The sequence below is a fragment of the Pseudarthrobacter sp. SL88 genome (assembly GCF_026672455.1).
Lineage (GTDB): Bacteria > Actinomycetota > Actinomycetes > Actinomycetales > Micrococcaceae > Arthrobacter.
In genome coordinates, this window is record NZ_JAPPRD010000001.1 from 3103793 (window position 1) to 3120412 (window position 16620).

The window sequence follows — 16620 nt, forward strand, 5'->3', positions numbered from 1 at the left end:
CCGAACGGGGATGTGTGATTTAGCGAAAAGCGGGGGCAAAGAAAAAGTTCCTGGGGCCTGTGGCCCCGGGAACTAGTTCATGGTGTAGAACGAGGAGGTTCCGGTAGCGGCAACCGCGTGCAGGAGGGTGCCCTGGGACGGGTTGAGCGCGCTGACCATCATGCCGTTGCCGACGTAGATGCCAACGTGTGCGCCGCCGTTCTGCATGACGAGGTCGCCAGGCTGGGGAGTGGAGGTGGGCTTCATGGCGTTCCAGGCGTTGACGCGCGGGATGCTGATGCCGGCCTGGGCGTAGACCCACTGGGTGAATCCGGAGCAGTCCCAGCCATTGGGGGTGGTGCCGCCCCACACGTACGGGTGGCCAATGCCGGTGTACGCGATAGCTGCGATGCCCGAAGTGGCAGCGGAGGAAACAGTCTCCGCGAGCTTCTCGGAAGCAGCTTCGGTTGAGTCAGCGGCTGCGGTGACGGCGTTGCCGGCATCCCGTGCTGCTGAAGCTGTGGACTGGGTGCGTACCGGCTCCGGCTTCGGAGCGGCGGTGGTCTTGATGACCGGGCGCTCGAAGGAAACAGTGGCGGTAGGTGCCGCGGTGACGGCAAGGGCGGTCTGGGCCGAACCCGACTCGGTGGATGCCGAGACGCCCGCGGTGGTATCCGCGACGGCCGGCAGGCCCATACCCAGGACGAGGCCGGAAGCGGCTGCAACTACAGCAGCCTGGCGACCCACTGTCCCGGCATTGGCACTAACAGCCTTGGACACGGCGCCCAAAGGGTTGGTACGAACCGTTTGCGCACGGTGGCGCGCAGCATTATGGCGTGAAGACACGAAGGTAGCCTCTCCCAATGCCTGCGAGGTGAGCTGTCGGATTCGGATGGGAGTCACCCGGCCACACGGCTTCCAAGGAAGCTTTCGTGACTTAACCCCAAGGCCTTCGAAACAAGAAGGCCAAAATTGGTTCCCCCGCCCCTGCCAGACGATGAAATGCGAACGGACCTTGAGCGGTGGCAGAGTTAGGCAATCCACTCAAGAGCGTCAACTTCGGAAAAGTTGACGCGAGTTAGACGGTACAGCAGTTTTGTTTGAATGTCACATTCAGGTCACGGCGGGTCACAGCCATTCGAGAGTCCACCATCATTTGGCTAGAGCCAACCGGTGGGGTCGACGACCTCGCCGTTGACCTGGACTTCGAAGTGGAGGTGGCAGCCCGTGGAAGCGCCGGTGGTCCCGCTGAGGGCAATGACGTCGCCCCGTGAGACGGTTTGGCCCTCGGTCACGTTGAACGACGACAGGTGGTTGTAGGTGGTCTCCAGGCCGTTGCCATGGTCCACCACCACCCTGTTGCCGCCGCCGTACTGGTGCCAGCCCACAAAGGTCACGGTTCCGGTGGCGGCAGCCATCACGGAGGTACCGCACTGGGCAACATAGTCCTGCCCGCGATGGAAGTCGCCGGTTCCGCCGGTGATGGGGCTGACGCGGTAGCCGAACGGCGATGCCGTCGCCATGGTGGCCAGCGGAGCCCCGAGGCTACCGGCGGACGCAGCACGGGAGACCGACGCTGCGGACTGGGCGCTGAGCAGTTGCTTGAGCTTGCCGTCAGGGTCCGCCTGGGTTACGACGGCGGAGCGGCTGAAGTCGATCTGGGCGCCTGCTTCCGCGGAAATCTCGGGCTGCGGCGTGACCGACGAGGCGGCCACCGCACCGGTTCCGCTGGCGTCAGTGGCCATGACGGGACTGGTGACGGGAACGGTCACGGTGAGCACCAGGCCGGTGGCGGCTAGCGCGATGCCGGCCTTCTGGCCGATGCCGCTGGCCGAGGCGAATTCCGTTATCTGGCGGAATGGACCCCGACGGCGGCGCGCATCACGGTGGAGATCGCGGGGGCGCGAGGTCTCGGCAGCCTGGACGGTTTCGACAGCACGCGGCGTAGCAGCGGGGCCGGCCGCGCGTCGGCGGCCCCGGGGGGTCTGCATGGTCAAGAAGGGTTCCTCTCTGGATAGCCTGCGAAGTTAGCTGTCGGATTCGGGTCAGAGAGTTCACAGACCCGGTCCGCCGTAAGCAAGCTGCGGCACAGAGAAATCCCCGGAAGGTTCCTTCACTGGAAGAGGCTTGCTGCTGACGGACTTCACCCCAAGGCAGTCCCCCGCTGCCAGTTGTGGTTCCCCCGCCTCTGCCAGTTATGACTTGGTGCTCCTGATCCGCTGGCAGAGCTCGGCTCCAGATCAGGTAACGCTTAAGTATCAACGCTTTCGTTCAACTATAGGGGCTTAAGTCCCTTAGTAACAATTCCGTTATGTTTGCGTGATCCAGCTCCCACGGGGTAAAAGCAGGGCTTTAACGGTGTCAGTTGACGGCTACGAACACGTGGGCAGCCACTTCAGGAGGCAGTTCCAGGGCGCCTTCAATGCCCGGAACACGGACGGAAATGTAGTCCCCTACACGCTCCAGCGATACCGCTGCTCCGGGGCGGATGCCGCCTTCGTCGAGCTGGGACAGGAGCTCGGGTTCCACCTGGATGGGCTCGGCCAGCCGGCTGATGGTCACGGCAGAGGCGGGGCCGTACGTCTTCATGGCCTCAAGGAGGCTGATCGCTCCATCGGCCAAGGACAGCTCCGGGTGCCCGCCCAGTGCGGCCAGTCCGGGAATCGGGTTTCCGTAGGGAGATTCGGTGGGGTGGTTGAGCAGTTCGTAGATCCGGCGCTCAACGCGCTCGCTCATCACGTGCTCCCAGCGGCACGCTTCGTCGTGGACGTAGGCCCAGTCCAGGCCGATGACGTCAGCCAGGAGCCGTTCGGCAAGGCGGTGCTTGCGCATGACCTCTGTGGCACGTTTGCGGCCGGCCTCGGTGAGCTCCAGGTGGCGGTCGCCGGACACCACCACCAGGCCGTCACGCTCCATCCGGCCGATGGTCTGGGACACCGTGGGGCCAGAGTGGCGCAACCGCTCGGCAATACGGGCCCTCAGGGCAACGATGTTTTCTTCCTCCAGCTCCAGGATGGTCCGAAGGTACATCTCCGTAGTGTCGATCAGATCCGTCATCCAGCTCAGCTCCTCGAGCGCAATACCCTGCGTTGTTCCGCGTTGTCCTACCGCGTTGTCCTACACAGTCCGCCGCCATGCGGCGCGACATAGTCCGGAGGCAAGCTTAGCCTATTTTGACTTAGTCCGAATAGTTGCCGGCCCACGTACCAGTGTCTCAATGTTTGGACTTTAGCGGCTCCGACTCCCGCGCCTACGGCGGTTCAGGCAGAATGGGTAAGGCCTGTATGGCAGTCACTGCCGACTGTCGGGCGGCGTTGTCCGCCCGACCGGCTAAAGCCACCTCCCCGCCGACATTGGAGCACCCGTGAGCGAAACCAGCATCACTATTCCTGCCGACCTCCTGCCCCGGGACGGACGGTTCGGAGCCGGGCCATCCAAGGTCAGGCAGGAACAGATCGATGCGCTCTCCGCGGCGTCGAAGACCATCCTGGGCACGTCCCACCGGCAGGCCCCCGTCAAGAACCTCGTGGGCTCGGTCCGCGAAGGCCTCAGCCGGTTTTTCCGGGCGCCCGAGGGCTACGAGGTTGTCCTCGGCGTCGGCGGTTCCACCGCTTTCTGGGATGTTGCCTCCTTCGGCCTCGTGGAGAAGAAGGCCCAGCACCTGTCCTTTGGTGAGTTCGGGTCGAAGTTCGCCGCCGCCACCAACAAGGCACCTTTCCTGGATGCGTCCTCCATCATCACGTCCGAACCGGGTACCCGCCCGGCTGCCCGGGCCGAGGCCGGCGTCGACGTATACGCCTGGCCGCAGAACGAAACCTCCACCGGCGTCTCCGCTCCGGTAAAGCGCGTAGCAAATGCCGATGAGGGCGCACTGGTCCTGGTCGATGCAACCTCGGCCGCGGGCGGCCTGGACGTCGATGTTGCCGAGAGCGATGTCTACTACTTCGCCCCGCAGAAGAACTTTGCCTCCGACGGCGGCCTGTGGCTTGGCCTGTTCTCCCCCGCCGCACTGGAACGCGCCGCACGGATCAAAGCCAGCGGCCGCTGGATCCCGGATTTCCTGGACCTGCAGACCGCCATCGACAACTCGAAGCTGAACCAGACCTACAACACCCCGTCGCTGTCCACCCTGGTAACGCTGGACGCCCAGGTGCAGTGGCTGAACTCCAACGGCGGCCTGGACTTCGCGGCGGGACGCACCTCCGACTCCGCCGGCCGCATCTACACGTGGGCCGAAGCATCTGAATACGCGACGCCGTTCGTCATCAACCCGGATGAGCGCTCGAACGTCATTGCCACCATCGACTTCGACGACTCCGTGGATGCCGCCGCGGTGGCCAAGGTCCTGCGCGCCAACGGCATTGTGGACACGGAGCCTTACCGCAAGCTGGGCCGCAACCAGCTCCGTATCGCCACCTTCGTTGCCATCGACCCCGAGGACGTTTCGGCCCTGCTGGCCAGCATCGACTTTGTGGTGGGCGAGCTGCGCAAGTAGCTTTCCGCCGTCGGCAAGGCCCCGGCGAATGAACATACGACGGCGCCGCCCGGGTTTACCCCGGACGGCGCCGTTTGCTGTTGGTTGGGTCGACGGACCCGCCGCAAGGGGGCTGGCTAGCCCTCTGGGTCGTCTGCCTGGCCAGCGTCCGAGGACCCGGCCTGCAGCGCAGGCTCTGCCTCTTCTGGATCCTGTTCCGCTTCGGGTTCCCCGGAACCCGCATCAGCGGGTTCCCCTGCAGCCTGGGCGTCAGGGACCGCGCGCTCCTGCTCGTGCTCCTCTTCCCGGGCGTCCTCGGGCCGCACCCGCTCAGCCCACGGCACCCATTCCGGGGACAGGATCGAATCCTCCGAGGGCAACAGGCCCAGTTCGTTGACCGTCACCAGCTTGGAGCGGGAGTTGCGGGTGATAACGGCGTACCACTGCCAGCCCGAGTAGCCAGGCAACCTGGATTCGAAGAGGTGCGTCACCAGGCGGTCGCCTTCGCTCTTGGCAGCCAGGTGTGGACCGATGTCCGACGCTGAGGTGATTCCCTCCAGGGCAGTCCTGGCAACGTCGACGGCGGCGGCCAGGAATGCATCCGGCTTCCCTGTCCGCCACACCGGCACGCCCGCCTTGCGTTGGGGAGCCGCCTTCACGGCCGTGGCGGAGCCGGAGACGGCCGTGCGCTCCGAGGCAGCTGCCTGGGGCACACCGGCTGTCTCCTGTTCCGAGGCCTGCATTCCTGCGTCGGGCTGTTCAGCTTCCGGATTCATTGCTGCCTAAACGTCCAGCTCGTCGGCAACCTTACGCAGGGCGGCGGCAATGGCCTTGCCCTTGTTGCCGTCCGGGTACTTGCCGTTGGACAGGGTGCCCGAGAGATTGTCGAGGACAGTCACCAGGTCCTGGACCAGGGGCGCAAGGTCGCGGGCGCTGGGCCGCTTCGCCTTGGCGATGGATGGAGTCTTGTCGAGGACGCGCAGGCCCAAAGCCTGGGCACCCTTGCGGCCGTCGGCCACGCCGAACTCCACGCGGGTGCCGGCCTTAAGTTCCGTCACGCCCTCGGGCAGCGACGATTTGGGCAGGAAGACCTCCTGGCCGTCCTCACCCGCGAGGAACCCGAAGCCTTTGTCCTTGTCATACCACTTGACCTTGCCGGTAGGCATTGAATCAACCTTCTTCGTTCTGCTGTTGTGATGCACGGCCGGCCGCCACCGCATCCGCGCCGGTTGTGCGGGTTTAAGGTATGGCAGCTGCGTACCGTGTTGGTCTGTATCCTTCAAGGTTATCCTGCCCCGCGCCCGAATCCCGCTTCATGCCGCCCCCGACGCCGGGTTCACGCGCGCTGCCGGAGGGGCGGTAGCGTTACGTCCATGACACCCTCGCGCTACCGGCGGCCCATCATGATTGCCGCCGCCGTCATTGCCGTGCTCTCGCTCGCCGCCGTGGCGGCGGTCATGGCCCTTGCCTTTGCCGGGTCCGTGGCTCCCGCGTGGGTCACCTACACGGCGCTGTACGGCCTGCCCGCGGCGTTCGTCCTCATGCTCTTCCTGGTTCTCGACAGCGTTGCAGGGCGGCGCCGGGCAGGAAAACCTGACCAGCGGTAACGTTGGACTGATGTCCCTCATTCGCGCGCTCAGCAAGGACCTGGCGGCCCGCAGCGACGACTCGCTGCGGGAACTGTTCGCCGCGCGTCCGGACCTGCTGTCCCCCGCCGTGCCGGACTTCCCTGCCCTGGCGGCGCGGGCCAGCTCGCGGGTCAGCGTGCAGCGTGCCCTGGAGCGTCTCAACAGGCCACAAATGCAGGTCCTTGAAACCCTCCATCTGTGCACCAACACCGATACCGGGCACAGCGCCAGCGCACCCGCGCTGCGCAAAATGGTCGCAGGCTCCTCAGTGCCCATCCTGGAACGGATCCTGGACCGACTGCAGGAACTTGCACTGGTGCACCGGGCCGATCCACCACACGGCACCCCCTCCGGCAACCGCCAGCGCTTCTACCTCCCCGTAGGCTGCCTCAAGGACGTAGTAGGCATTTATCCCGCGGGACTGGGCCGCAGCTACACCGAACTTGTCCGGCTCCAGCCTGCGTTCGCCCAACGGGCGGTACAGCTTGTGTCCGAACTGCACGGGAGCGGCGTCGAGATCCAGGATGCCACCACCCCGATGGAGGCGGCACTCGCCCTGCAGCACTGGACGTCCTCGCCGGAAGCCGTGCAGGACATCCTCGCCCACGCACCGGAGCGGACGACGGCGCTGCTCGCCAGGTTCCGGAACTGGGCCATGGGTGCCGTCCCCCAGGCGCAACGCAAGGCGTCAGTCGCCACCGAGGGCGCCGACGTCGGGCCCATCGACTGGCTGCTGGCCCGGGGGCTGCTGGTTCCGCTCGACGCCGCCCACGTTGAGCTGCCCCACAGCGTAGGGCTGTCCCTGCGGGGCGGCGCCATCATCAACGACTTCACGCTGACGCCGCCGGTGCCGGAGCTCGGCACCACCACCGCGGCCCTCCGCCGGAATGCTGCCCTGAGCGCCATCTCGGACACCCTGCGGCTGGTGGGCGAACTGCTGCACACCGTGCAGCGCCAGCCCTTGGCCACGCTGCGCAGCGGTGGCGTTGGGGTACGGGAAACGCGGCGGCTCGGTGAGCTGCTGCGGATCAGCCAACCGCAGGTGGGACTGCTGCTGGAGCTCTGCGGCCTTGCTGGACTCATCCGCCTGGACGTTGACTCGTCGTCCTGGGTGCAGCCACCGCAGCTTGAGTGGCTGGCGCTGCCCCGGCAGGAGCAATGGCAGTGGCTGGTCAACGCCTGGCTGTCCAGCGAACGCGTACCGTCGCTGGTGGGCCAGCCGGTCAACGGAACCTCCGGGGTTCCGGCTGCGCACCGGTCGGGTGCCGGCGGGGCCATTGTCCCGTTGTCTGCGGAAGCGCAGCGGCCCGACGCCCCCGTCATCCGCAAACGCATCCTGGAAATACTGCTGGAGCTGACCACCGAGGCGGCGTCCGGTGACGGCGCCGCGCCGGTACTGGACGCGGCGGCGGTCCTCCAGCGCGCCGAGTGGGCGCAGCCCCGGATGGCGCGGCGCTTCAGCTCCCTGATCCGCGGCGTCCTCGCCGAGGCCGAGATGCTCGGCCTGGTGGGCTCCGGGGCCCTGACCCAGCTGGGAGCCGCCTTCGCCGGTGACAACCCCGACGAGGCAATGACGCTACTGGGCCAGCACCTGCCAGCCGCCCTGAACCATGTACTGCTCCAGGCCGACCTGACAGCAGTGGCTCCTGGTTACCTGGCATTCGATTTGGCGGAAAAGCTCGTGGACATGGCCGACGCCGAAGGCCAGGGACCAGCCACGATCTACCGGTTCTCCGAGGCCTCCGTCCGGCGCGCACTGGACGCCGGCTATGACGCCGGCCGCCTGCTGCAGTTCCTGCGCGACCACTCCGCCACCGCGGTGCCGCAGCCGCTGGAATACCTCATCCAGGACACCGCCGCCCGTCATGGGCAGCTCCGGGTGGGGACCGCCGCCAGCTTCATCCAGGGCGATGACGAGGAAGCGCTGCAGGAACTCCTGTCCGGGCCACGGGCAGCCGCGCTCGGCCTGGTCCGGCTCGCTCCCACCGTCCTGGCGTCCTCTTTGCCGCCACGCGAAACAGTGCAGATCCTGCGCGGCCTCGGACTCTCGCCGTCGGTGGATGGCGTGGAGGACTCCGCAGTCCGGCTCCGGCGCGGACCGGTCCCGCAGGAAAGCCCGCGGCCCGTGTACACGGCGCCCCGCCTTGCACCGGCCGCCGACGATGTGGACGCCCAGCTTGCCGTACTGCGCCAGGCGGACGGCGCTCCTGGCCGCCACGGCGCGGCCGGCCATGAGGCGGAAGCGGCAACCCAGCTGGGGTTGGAGGCGCTGCAGCGCGCCATCCGGCTCAAGCAACGGATCAGCATGAACGTCGTGGACAGCATGGGGAATGCCACCCTCGAAACCGTTGTTCCGCTTTCAGTAAGCGGCGGACGCGTCCGTGTCTTCGACCCCGCCAGGGACACGGAACGGGTCCTGTCCATCCACCGGATCATCGATATCGAGGCTGCAGAGGAACTGCACCAGTAAAGGACTGTCCTGCGTGAACGACGGACCCCTCATTGTCCAGAGCGACAAAACCATCCTGCTTGAAGTGGACCACGAGCTCGCCACCGAGGCCCGGCATGCCATCGCGCCGTTCGCGGAGTTGGAGCGGGCACCCGAGCACATGCACAGCTACCGGCTCACGCCGCTGGGGCTGTGGAATGCGCGCGCCGCCGGGCTGGACGCCGAACGGGTCCTGGACACGCTGCTGAAGTATTCACGCTTTCCCGTACCGCATTCGCTCCTGGTTGATATCGAGGAGACGATGTCGCGGTACGGGCGGCTGCGCCTGGAGAAGGATCCCCAGCACGGGCTGGTGATGCGCACCGACGACTATCCGGTGCTGGAGGAAGTCATCCGGGCCAACAAGATCCAGCCGCTCCTTGGGCCTCGGATCGACGGCGAGACAGTGGTGGTCCACGCATCGCAGCGCGGCCAGGTGAAGCAGCTCCTGCTCAAGATCGGCTGGCCGGCTGAGGACCTTGCCGGCTACGTTGACGGCACCCCGCACCTCATCGCACTGAACGAGGACGGTTGGCAGCTGCGCCCCTACCAGCGGCTGGCCAGCGAAAACTTCTGGTCCGGCGGCAGCGGCGTGGTGGTGCTCCCCTGCGGAGCCGGTAAGACGCTGGTGGGCGCCGCGGCCATGGCCACCGGGTCCACCACCACGCTGATCCTGGTCACCAACACCGTGGCCGCGCGGCAGTGGAAGGACGAGCTACTGAAGCGCACGTCCCTGACCGAGGACGAAATAGGCGAATACTCGGGCGCGCTGAAGGAAGTGCGCCCCGTGACCATTGCCACGTACCAGGTCCTGACCACCAAACGCGGTGGCCTGTATCCCCACCTGGAACTGGTGGATGGCCACGACTGGGGCCTGATCATCTATGACGAGGTACACCTGTTGCCCGCTCCGATCTTCCGGATGACCGCCGACCTTCAGGCGCGGCGCCGCCTGGGCCTGACAGCCACACTGGTCCGTGAGGACGGGCGTGAGGGCGAGGTCTTCAGCCTGATCGGGCCGAAACGGTACGACGCACCGTGGAAGGACATCGAGTCCCAGGGCTACATCGCACCGGCAGACTGTGTCGAGGTGCGGGTGGACCTGCCGAAGGACGAGCGGGTTGCCTACGCCATGGCCGACGACGCGGACAAATACCGACTGTGTTCTACCTCCGAGTCCAAATCCCTGGTGGTGGAACAGCTGGTGGCACGGCACGCCGGCGAGCAGCTGCTGGTGATTGGCCAGTACATCGACCAGCTCGACGACCTCGGCGAGCGCCTGCAGGCACCTGTCATCAAGGGAGACACCTCGGTCAAGGTGCGGCAGCGGCTCTTTGATGCGTTCCGTGCCGGGGAGATCCAGACGCTTGTGGTGTCCAAGGTGGCCAACTTTTCCATCGACCTGCCGGAGGCTTCGGTGGCCATCCAGGTGTCCGGTTCGTTCGGGTCCCGCCAAGAAGAGGCCCAGCGGCTCGGCAGGCTGCTCCGGCCAAAGAAGGATGGGCGGGCGGCCCGCTTCTATTCGCTGGTGGCCCGCGACACGCTGGACCAGGACTTCGCCGCCAAGCGGCAGCGGTTCCTGGCCGAACAGGGGTATGCCTACCGGATCATGGACGCCAAGGATGCCGACTCAGCGGAATAGCAAGCCTCGATTACCTCCTCACCACACGCCTTCGGAGCTGTCCCGTTCGATGGTTCCGGTCCGAGGGTCCAGCTGGGGGCGTTCATAAGCCAGTTCCCCGCCGCTGCGGCCACCATAGGGGCGGCCGTGGTCAGCGAATTCCTCCCGGAAGAATGCAAGGCACCACTGCCCCATCTGGATCCTCGCACCGGTCCGCAAAATGGAGGGTCCTGAAAGGACCACGCTGCCGCTGACCGGCCCGTGCGGCACCAGGACATACTCGTCCTGATCGTCGTGCCTGATTTCCGCGTGCAGTGCCTCCAGGCCTTCGAGCTGGAGGCCGGAGCCCGGGATGCTTCCGATAGTAGTGACATCTTCCGTCAGGGCCACCTCCCTCGGGATTTGGCCGTTCCAGGTGGCAGCGTCCTGCACGAATATCAGCCTTGGACGGCCCCCGCCCCTTGCGTAGTGGGTAGTGGTGACGCGGCGGACAATCTTTCGCTGCACGGTGGGAAAAAGCGGCATGGGTGTGAACGGTGGCAGCAGCGGCATGCCTTTGGGCCGGCGCCTGCCTTGGCGGACCAGTGGCAGCAGGGACCCCAGTTTGCCCAGCTTGATGTGGGGCGAGCGGGTTATGAGCCGCTGCGAGGCCCGGCTGTCCACCTTGCCCAGGCTAAGGATGGGCCCGTCCGGGCCGGCGACGGTGACTGTTAACCCCTTGCGGGCCAGGAACTCCGCCAAAGGTTTGATGACTTCCACCGAAGGTAATCCGCCGCCGCTTAACGGGGCCAGCTCCTCGAGGGATACCGTAACCTCTGTGCCGGCGGCTCGGGCTTTACCTGTTGTGACCGCTCCGGACTCGTCCGTGAATGAAATGTCCAGATCCATGTCCAGACGGTTATCCGGCATCTCCGTCAGCCGCGGTCCGCGTCCGGCCCGGCTGTATCCCGGTCGCTGGTGGTGACTCTCAGGGCACCGTTGAGCTTCCACGTGGCACGCGGCGCATCGGGGCCGATGTCCCGGGGAACCTCTACGGTCATGTCGATGAACTCATAATTGATGGCTGCGCCCTTGCCCGTGAGATACGACCACATCTCCTCGGCAAGGTCAGCCCAGTCCCGGATGGTGCGTTCGTCGGCGGTTGTGTTTTCGGTGGCGCTCAGGTCAGTCATGATGGTCTATCCCCTTCGATGGCCAGGAACTATCGGGTACTACCGGTGGAAGGGGCCACCGGCAGCGCTTGGAACAGCACGCGGTGGTCCGTTGAACAGTTCGTGCCAGGCCCATGCCCGGCAAGCATCACTGTATTCCCGCATCCGTTGCTGGGGAAGATACCGCAAGCCGAACGTTCTTGCCGCATTTTGGGTTCCCGAGTGCGTCAGCGTCCGCCGGGACGCACACTGGACACATGAGGCAACGAATCACTCCGGCAGTGCCGGGACCGGGTCAGGAGTCGGTGTGGGACTATCCACGGCCGCCGCGGGTCGAGCCAGGCTCCGGGCGGATCCGGATCTTCCTGGGCGGAGAACTGATCCTTGACACCACAGACTGGCTTAGGGTGCTGGAAACCAGCCATCCGCCCGTCTACTACCTACCTCGCGCCGCATTCCTTCCCGGCGCTTTGGAGTCCGCCCAGGGATCCAGCTGGTGCGAGTTCAAGGGCCAGGCCGAATACTTCACCGTTCGCGGCGGCGGCCGGTCGGCAGAGCGGGCCGCATGGTCCTACCCGCAGCCGCTTCCCGGCTACGCGGAACTGGCGGGCCGGGTGGCCGTCTATGCGGGGCCGATGGACCGGTGCGAGGTGAACGGCGAAGTTGCCCGCCCCCAGGCCGGGGGCTTTTACGGCGGCTGGGTTACCGACCAGGTGGTGGGGCCGTTCAAGGGTGAGCCCGGCACGCTTGGATGGTGAGTCCTGCTGCCCTGGCAGGTGCGCCTACATGCCCAGCGCGTCCAGCCGTCCCAGGATGAACCGGACCATGTCCAGCCGCCCGGCCACCACGTCCTCCAGCCCGGGGCGCGGCGCCGCCAGCTGGTCCAGCGGCAGTGCGGACAGGCCGGTGAATACGGCCATGGCGGCTGCGTGGCCGCGGGCGACGGATGACGCATCGGGTTCGGTCCCGGCCTCGGCCATCCCATTGCAGTAGGCGTCCACGCACAGCGGCGCCAACCGGACAAGGTCGCTGCCTGGCATGTCGCCGTCGTTGACCCGCCCGGCCAGGAGCTGCGCCAGGTCGAAACCGGCCGGGCCCCTCCCAAAGTTTCCCCAGTCAATGAGGATGAACGCTTCGTCCCCACCGTTGGCTGCCCCGGCCAGCAGGTTCTGGGGGCTGGCGTCGCCGTGCATGGGGAACTGGGGCAGGGCCACAAGCACGTCCACCAGGTCCCGGGCCCTTCCTGCCAGGCCCCTCAGCCCGCTGATGACCGCGGGGTCCGCTGCGCCGGCCACCACCGGGTGTTGCCACACGTCGTCGCCCATGATCGCCGGGATGAGCAACTGCATTCCGACACCCTCGAGGAAGAACTCCAGGCGCCGCGATGTCGTGGCATCCGGCACTGCCGTGACAAGTGCATCCACGTCCGGGCTGCCCGCGAGGCCGCCCAGGACAAAGGCGGCGTCCGCAAACTGCTCATCGCTCCACCCGTGGGCACCGCCGTCGTCCACGTCCTCCATCCAGATGAGGATCCGTTGCGCATCCAGCTCGGTGATCCGGAAAGCCTCAGGCATCCGGGCGTTGAAGGGCAATGCTGTGCTGACCCCGGCGGCGTACGCCTGCGCTTCAGTGCGCCACGGGTAGCGCTCTGCCAGCTGCTCGCGGAACTCCGGGGGTACAGCCTGGATGCCCGGCCACAACAATGGCGACTGGGTGAGCTTGGCAATGACGCTGAAGGGCGCAGGTTCCGCTTCGTTGCCTGATCCTGCCTGTGCCATTCCCTGGATCCGCCAAAGCCCGCCAGTGGTCATGTTGGCCCCCGGAGGGATGATGCTCTCCGTTTTGGCCCGGGTGACCACCATGCCGCGCCGGCGCAGGGCAACGTCCACCACTGCCGGCAGGTCCGCGCGCAGCAGGCTGGGGACGGGCAGCTCCAGCTCGCCAATCACCGGCTAGGAGCCGGCCGGGGGAACCACGACGGCGGGTGAGCCCTCGTTGAGCGGGTTGGCTGTGGCCGAGGGAGCCACCACGCCAAACTCATACCCTTGGGCGCGCAGTGCGTCGATGGTGGTGGCCAGGTATGTCCACTGTGAAGCCGGGCAGGACAGGACATCTTCGGCATCATGGAGCAGGATGATCGCCCCTGGCGCCGCCTCATCCATGACGAACTTCTGCACGCCGGCCGCCCCGGGGCACTCAAAGTCGCCGGGCTGGCCAATGTGCCAACGCCACAGAATGCCGCCGCTCATGCCGATGGTCCGCAGGTAGTTCACTGCGTACGGGGTGCCGTTGCCAAACGGGAAGCGCATGAGCCGTGGCGTCTCGCCAGTCACGGCCCTGATGGCGTCGTTTGTGCTGTCAATCTGTTGCTTCTGCTCTGCCTGGCTGGTCTGAAGGAAGTCCGGGTGGTTCCATGAGTGGTTGCCGATGACGTGCCCCTCGGCCTTGATCCGGCGCACGAGGTCGGGGTAGAGCTGTGCGTTGGCCCCCTGCAGGAAGAACGTTGCCTTGACGTTCTTTGCCTTCAGGACGTCCAGGACGTAAGCCGTGCGCTGTGGCGACGGCCCGTCGTCGAATGTCAGTCCAATCAGCGGTTCGTCGGCTGCGTGAGCGGCCTGCGTGGGGCCGCCCGCCAGTAAGGCGATGACAAGGGCTCCTGCTCCCAAAGCCATGGCGGCAAATTTGCTCTTCATTGTGCCGGCCCTCCCTTGCCCACGTCTGCCCGTAAGCTCTAGGTAAGCACCGTACGGCGGCGCTTAAGGCGCTGTAAACGGACAATGCACAGTGGTGGGGAACGCCCGCGCAAACCGGGTAGGAGCAGCGGGAGTAACGGCCAAATAGGGGGAAACCGGCGGCCGGGAGGGGGTACCGCACCCTTGCGGGCCCGCTTGGCAGGTGGGTTGGCAGTGCCTCTTTCGGGCACGGCATGTCTCGGCCTGCGGCCGTGCCGAGGATACGCAACGTTCTTCCATGGAACATCCAGACAACTCCCAGAGACTGGGAGCATGATGGGAACATGAACAAGAACGGCCCTGAAGCGAAGCTCCTCGTTGTTGACGATGAACCCAACATCCGCGAGCTGCTGTCCACGTCACTGAGGTTCGCCGGCTTCGAGGTGGTGTCCGCGGCCAACGGCCGTGATGCCCTGGCCGCCGCCGATGCCCACTCGCCTGACTTGGCTGTCCTCGACGTCATGCTTCCGGACATGGACGGGTTTACCGTCACCCGCCGGCTGCGTGCCTCCGGCAAACACTTCCCGGTTCTGTTCCTCACCGCCAAGGACGACACCGAAGACAAAGTCACCGGGCTCACCGTTGGCGGGGACGACTACGTGACCAAGCCGTTCAGCCTCGATGAGGTAGTGGCGCGCATCCGCGCCGTGCTCCGCCGCACGCAGCCGCTCCTCGACGACGACGCCGTCATCCGGGTGGGCGACCTGGAACTCGACGACGACGCCCACGAAGTGCGCCGCGGCGGCACCGTCATTGAGCTCTCCCCCACCGAGTTCAAGCTGCTCCGCTACCTGATGCTGAATCCCAACCGCGTGCTGTCCAAGTCGCAAATCCTGGACCACGTCTGGGAGTACGACTTCAACGGCGACGCCTCGATTGTGGAGTCCTACATTTCCTACCTGCGCCGCAAGGTGGACATCGATCCCGAGGCCCCTGCCCTGATCCAGACCAAACGCGGCGTGGGCTACGTGCTCCGGACGGCCGAAAAGCGCTGACCTTGCTGAAACGGTGGAAGTCCTCGTCCCTGAGGACACAGCTGGTCGCCATGATCATGGCCCTGCTCATTATTGCCCTGACGGTGACCGGGGCCGGGACCCTGGCGCTGCTGCACAGCTACCTCCAGGGGCAGGTTGATGACAAGCTCAATGCCGCCGTGGGGCTTGCCGTCAAGCAGCAGTCATTCTCGCAACTTCAGGCCACCAGCCCCGAGGTCCCCACCGATTACTCCCTGCTTCTCTTCCGCCAGGACCAGGAGCCGCTCAGGCTCGGCGGCGACCCGGACAACCATCCGGCCGTCAGTTTCATCAGCCCGGAGCAAGCACGAGCCCGCGACAGCGTGCCCTTCCAGGTTGGTGGCACGGACGGAGAGAACTGGCGGGTTGTGGCCGTGCCCGTCCTGTCCAATAACCAGCCGGCGGTAGTGCTCATCGGCCTGCCGCTCGAGGGCGTGGATGACGTCCTCAAGCACGCCACCCTGGTGGTCACAGGCGTCGGCCTGCTGACGCTCCTGCTCGCCTCACTGATTGCCAGCTGGACTGTTTCGCGATCTTTCCGGCCATTGGCAAGGGTGGAAAAGACCGCCGCCGCCATCGCAGCCGGAGACTTGTCCCGCCGCGTGGACGTCGAAAACCCGGCCACCGAGCTGGGCCGGCTCAGCAGCTCCCTGAACGCGATGCTGGCGCATATCGAGACGGCTTTCGCGGCCCGCACTGCGTCTGAGGCACGGATGCGGCGCTTCGCCGCGGATGCGTCGCACGAGCTGAGGACCCCGCTGGTGACCATCCGCGGCTTCTCCGAGCTGTACCGCCACGGAGCCCTGACCACGGACGAGGACGTTGCCACCGCCATGGGGCGGATCGAAAGCGAAGCCAAGCGCATGGGCTCCATGGTGGAGGACCTGCTCCTCCTTGCCCGCCTGGACGAGCAGCGCCCGCTGCAGCAAAAGCCCGTTGACCTCCAGCTCATTGCACATGATGCAGTGGTGGACACGCAGGCCAGCGACCGCTCCCGGGTGATCACGCTGGCCGGGCTCGACAACGGACCGGCCAAGCCCGCACCGGTACTCGGCGATGAGGCTAAAATCCGGCAGGTGCTGGGAAACCTGGTGGGCAACGCCCTGCGCTACACTCCCGAAGGCAGCCCCATCGAGCTGGCTGTCGGCGTGCGTACGGTGGATGCACAGCCGCGCTCCGTGGTTGAGGTACGGGACCATGGCCCGGGCATCTCCGAGGAGGACGCGTCGAAGGTCTTTGAACGTTTCTACCGTGCAGATACCTCGCGGACACGCGACACGGGCGGCAGTGGCCTGGGCCTGGCCATTGTTGCGGCAATTGTTGGTTCACACGGCGGTTCGGTCCGCGTACAGGAGACCGACGGCGGGGGCGCCACGATGGTGGTCAGCCTGCCGTACCGGGACGAGGCCGCGGCGGACAGCGAGGACGAGGTCAGCGACGGCAAGGTTATCCACATATAGCTCTGTGGCCGTGGCCCACTGTCCTGCCCGTCCCTAGGCTCGTTTCAGCGGCCCGGACCAGCCGGGCCAGGGCA

General features: G+C 66.3%; 16 protein-coding genes and 2 riboswitches. Of the genes, 7 read left to right on the forward strand and 9 right to left on the reverse strand.

Annotated features, from left to right (window positions below):
• Window positions 1-72: 72 nt before the first annotated feature.
• From OVA06_RS14015 to OVA06_RS14025, 3 genes are all read right to left on the reverse strand, one after another.
• Window positions 73-759 carry a C40 family peptidase gene (locus tag OVA06_RS14015; RefSeq protein ID WP_056084183.1) on the reverse strand — a complete coding sequence of 229 codons (687 nt, stop codon included), beginning with the start codon at window positions 757-759 and terminating at the stop codon, window positions 73-75.
• Window positions 760-829: 70 nt separating this feature from the next.
• Window positions 830-1011, reverse strand: a riboswitch (cyclic di-AMP (ydaO/yuaA leader).
• Between the two features lie 128 nt (window positions 1012-1139).
• Window positions 1140-1970: a M23 family metallopeptidase gene (locus OVA06_RS14020; RefSeq protein ID WP_056084180.1), complete on the reverse strand. Its 831-nt coding sequence runs from the start codon at window positions 1968-1970 to the stop codon at window positions 1140-1142.
• Window positions 1971-1980: 10 nt separating this feature from the next.
• Window positions 1981-2199: riboswitch (cyclic di-AMP (ydaO/yuaA leader) on the reverse strand.
• Between the two features lie 141 nt (window positions 2200-2340).
• Complete coding sequence (locus OVA06_RS14025; RefSeq protein ID WP_268159124.1) at window positions 2341-3036, reverse strand: metal-dependent transcriptional regulator; 696 nt, start codon at window positions 3034-3036, stop codon at window positions 2341-2343.
• A gap of 307 nt (window positions 3037-3343) precedes the next feature.
• Here OVA06_RS14025 and serC point away from each other — a divergent pair, with 307 nt between their 5' ends.
• The gene (serC, locus tag OVA06_RS14030) at window positions 3344-4474 is read left to right on the forward strand and encodes a phosphoserine transaminase (RefSeq protein WP_268159126.1); all 1131 of its coding nucleotides are present in this window, start codon (window positions 3344-3346) and stop codon (window positions 4472-4474) included.
• Between the two features lie 116 nt (window positions 4475-4590).
• Here serC and OVA06_RS14035 read toward each other — a convergent pair whose 3' ends face one another.
• Both OVA06_RS14035 and OVA06_RS14040 read right to left on the reverse strand, forming a co-directional pair.
• Complete coding sequence (locus OVA06_RS14035) at window positions 4591-5229, reverse strand: DUF3027 domain-containing protein (protein ID WP_268159128.1); 639 nt, start codon at window positions 5227-5229, stop codon at window positions 4591-4593.
• 6 nt (window positions 5230-5235) lie between these two features.
• Entirely contained in the window at window positions 5236-5619 is a 384-nt protein-coding gene (locus tag OVA06_RS14040) for a cold-shock protein (protein WP_015936126.1), read from the reverse strand.
• A 207-nt stretch (window positions 5620-5826) separates the two neighbouring features.
• On the opposite strand from OVA06_RS14040, the gene OVA06_RS14045 reads away from it, so the two are divergent.
• Genes OVA06_RS14045 through OVA06_RS14055 form a run of 3 tightly spaced genes read left to right on the forward strand, consistent with a single transcriptional unit; the run spans window position 5827 to window position 10211 of the window.
• The gene (locus OVA06_RS14045; RefSeq protein WP_056083768.1) at window positions 5827-6060 is read left to right on the forward strand and encodes a hypothetical protein; all 234 of its coding nucleotides are present in this window, start codon (window positions 5827-5829) and stop codon (window positions 6058-6060) included.
• Between the two features lie 10 nt (window positions 6061-6070).
• Window positions 6071-8551 (forward strand): helicase-associated domain-containing protein, encoded by a 2481-nt coding sequence (locus tag OVA06_RS14050; protein ID WP_268159130.1) that lies wholly within the window; start codon window positions 6071-6073, stop codon window positions 8549-8551.
• A 13-nt stretch (window positions 8552-8564) separates the two neighbouring features.
• The gene (locus OVA06_RS14055; protein ID WP_268159132.1) at window positions 8565-10211 is read left to right on the forward strand and encodes a DNA repair helicase XPB; all 1647 of its coding nucleotides are present in this window, start codon (window positions 8565-8567) and stop codon (window positions 10209-10211) included.
• 18 nt (window positions 10212-10229) lie between these two features.
• Here the strand turns inward: OVA06_RS14055 and OVA06_RS14060 are convergent, their stop codons facing one another.
• Window positions 10230-11078, reverse strand: coding sequence for an FHA domain-containing protein (locus OVA06_RS14060; protein WP_268159134.1), 849 nt, complete (start codon window positions 11076-11078; stop codon window positions 10230-10232).
• 26 nt (window positions 11079-11104) lie between these two features.
• A complete protein-coding gene (locus OVA06_RS14065; protein WP_056083756.1) occupies window positions 11105-11362 on the reverse strand; it encodes a hypothetical protein in 258 nt (85 codons plus the stop codon).
• A 236-nt stretch (window positions 11363-11598) separates the two neighbouring features.
• On the opposite strand from OVA06_RS14065, the gene OVA06_RS14070 reads away from it, so the two are divergent.
• Window positions 11599-12099, forward strand: a complete 501-nt coding sequence (locus tag OVA06_RS14070; protein ID WP_268159137.1) for a DUF427 domain-containing protein — start codon at window positions 11599-11601, stop codon at window positions 12097-12099.
• 24 nt (window positions 12100-12123) lie between these two features.
• Here OVA06_RS14070 and OVA06_RS14075 read toward each other — a convergent pair whose 3' ends face one another.
• Together OVA06_RS14075 and OVA06_RS14080 are read right to left on the reverse strand one after the other, a co-directional pair.
• Window positions 12124-13290 carry a phosphotransferase gene (locus OVA06_RS14075; protein WP_268159139.1) on the reverse strand — a complete coding sequence of 389 codons (1167 nt, stop codon included), beginning with the start codon at window positions 13288-13290 and terminating at the stop codon, window positions 12124-12126.
• Window positions 13291-13293: 3 nt separating this feature from the next.
• Complete coding sequence (locus OVA06_RS14080; protein WP_268159141.1) at window positions 13294-14034, reverse strand: polysaccharide deacetylase family protein; 741 nt, start codon at window positions 14032-14034, stop codon at window positions 13294-13296.
• Between the two features lie 323 nt (window positions 14035-14357).
• Between OVA06_RS14080 and OVA06_RS14085 the strand changes: the two genes are divergently transcribed.
• On the forward strand, window positions 14358-15068 hold the full coding sequence (locus OVA06_RS14085) for a response regulator transcription factor (RefSeq protein WP_268159143.1): 711 nt from the start codon (window positions 14358-14360) through the stop codon (window positions 15066-15068).
• A gap of 2 nt (window positions 15069-15070) precedes the next feature.
• Window positions 15071-16546 (forward strand): sensor histidine kinase, encoded by a 1476-nt coding sequence (locus OVA06_RS14090; RefSeq protein ID WP_268159145.1) that lies wholly within the window; start codon window positions 15071-15073, stop codon window positions 16544-16546.
• Window positions 16547-16620 lie beyond the last annotated feature (74 nt).

Bases quoted from the DNA above. Each gene is read 5' to 3' on its own strand.
- OVA06_RS14020 (WP_056084180.1), bottom strand. From the start codon at position 1,970: ATGCAGACCCCCCGGGGCCGCCGACGCGCGGCCGGCCCCGCTGCTACG.
- OVA06_RS14025 (WP_268159124.1), bottom strand. From the start codon at position 3,036: ATGACGGATCTGATCGACACTACGGAGATGTACCTTCGGACCATCCTG.
- OVA06_RS14035 (WP_268159128.1), bottom strand. From the start codon at position 5,229: ATGAATCCGGAAGCTGAACAGCCCGACGCAGGAATGCAGGCCTCGGAA.
- OVA06_RS14040 (WP_015936126.1), bottom strand. From the start codon at position 5,619: ATGCCTACCGGCAAGGTCAAGTGGTATGACAAGGACAAAGGCTTCGGG.
- OVA06_RS14045 (WP_056083768.1), top strand. From the start codon at position 5,827: ATGACACCCTCGCGCTACCGGCGGCCCATCATGATTGCCGCCGCCGTC.
- OVA06_RS14050 (WP_268159130.1), top strand. From the start codon at position 6,071: ATGTCCCTCATTCGCGCGCTCAGCAAGGACCTGGCGGCCCGCAGCGAC.
- OVA06_RS14060 (WP_268159134.1), bottom strand. From the start codon at position 11,078: ATGGATCTGGACATTTCATTCACGGACGAGTCCGGAGCGGTCACAACA.
- OVA06_RS14065 (WP_056083756.1), bottom strand. From the start codon at position 11,362: ATGACTGACCTGAGCGCCACCGAAAACACAACCGCCGACGAACGCACC.
- OVA06_RS14070 (WP_268159137.1), top strand. From the start codon at position 11,599: ATGAGGCAACGAATCACTCCGGCAGTGCCGGGACCGGGTCAGGAGTCG.
- OVA06_RS14080 (WP_268159141.1), bottom strand. From the start codon at position 14,034: ATGAAGAGCAAATTTGCCGCCATGGCTTTGGGAGCAGGAGCCCTTGTC.
- OVA06_RS14085 (WP_268159143.1), top strand. From the start codon at position 14,358: ATGAACAAGAACGGCCCTGAAGCGAAGCTCCTCGTTGTTGACGATGAA.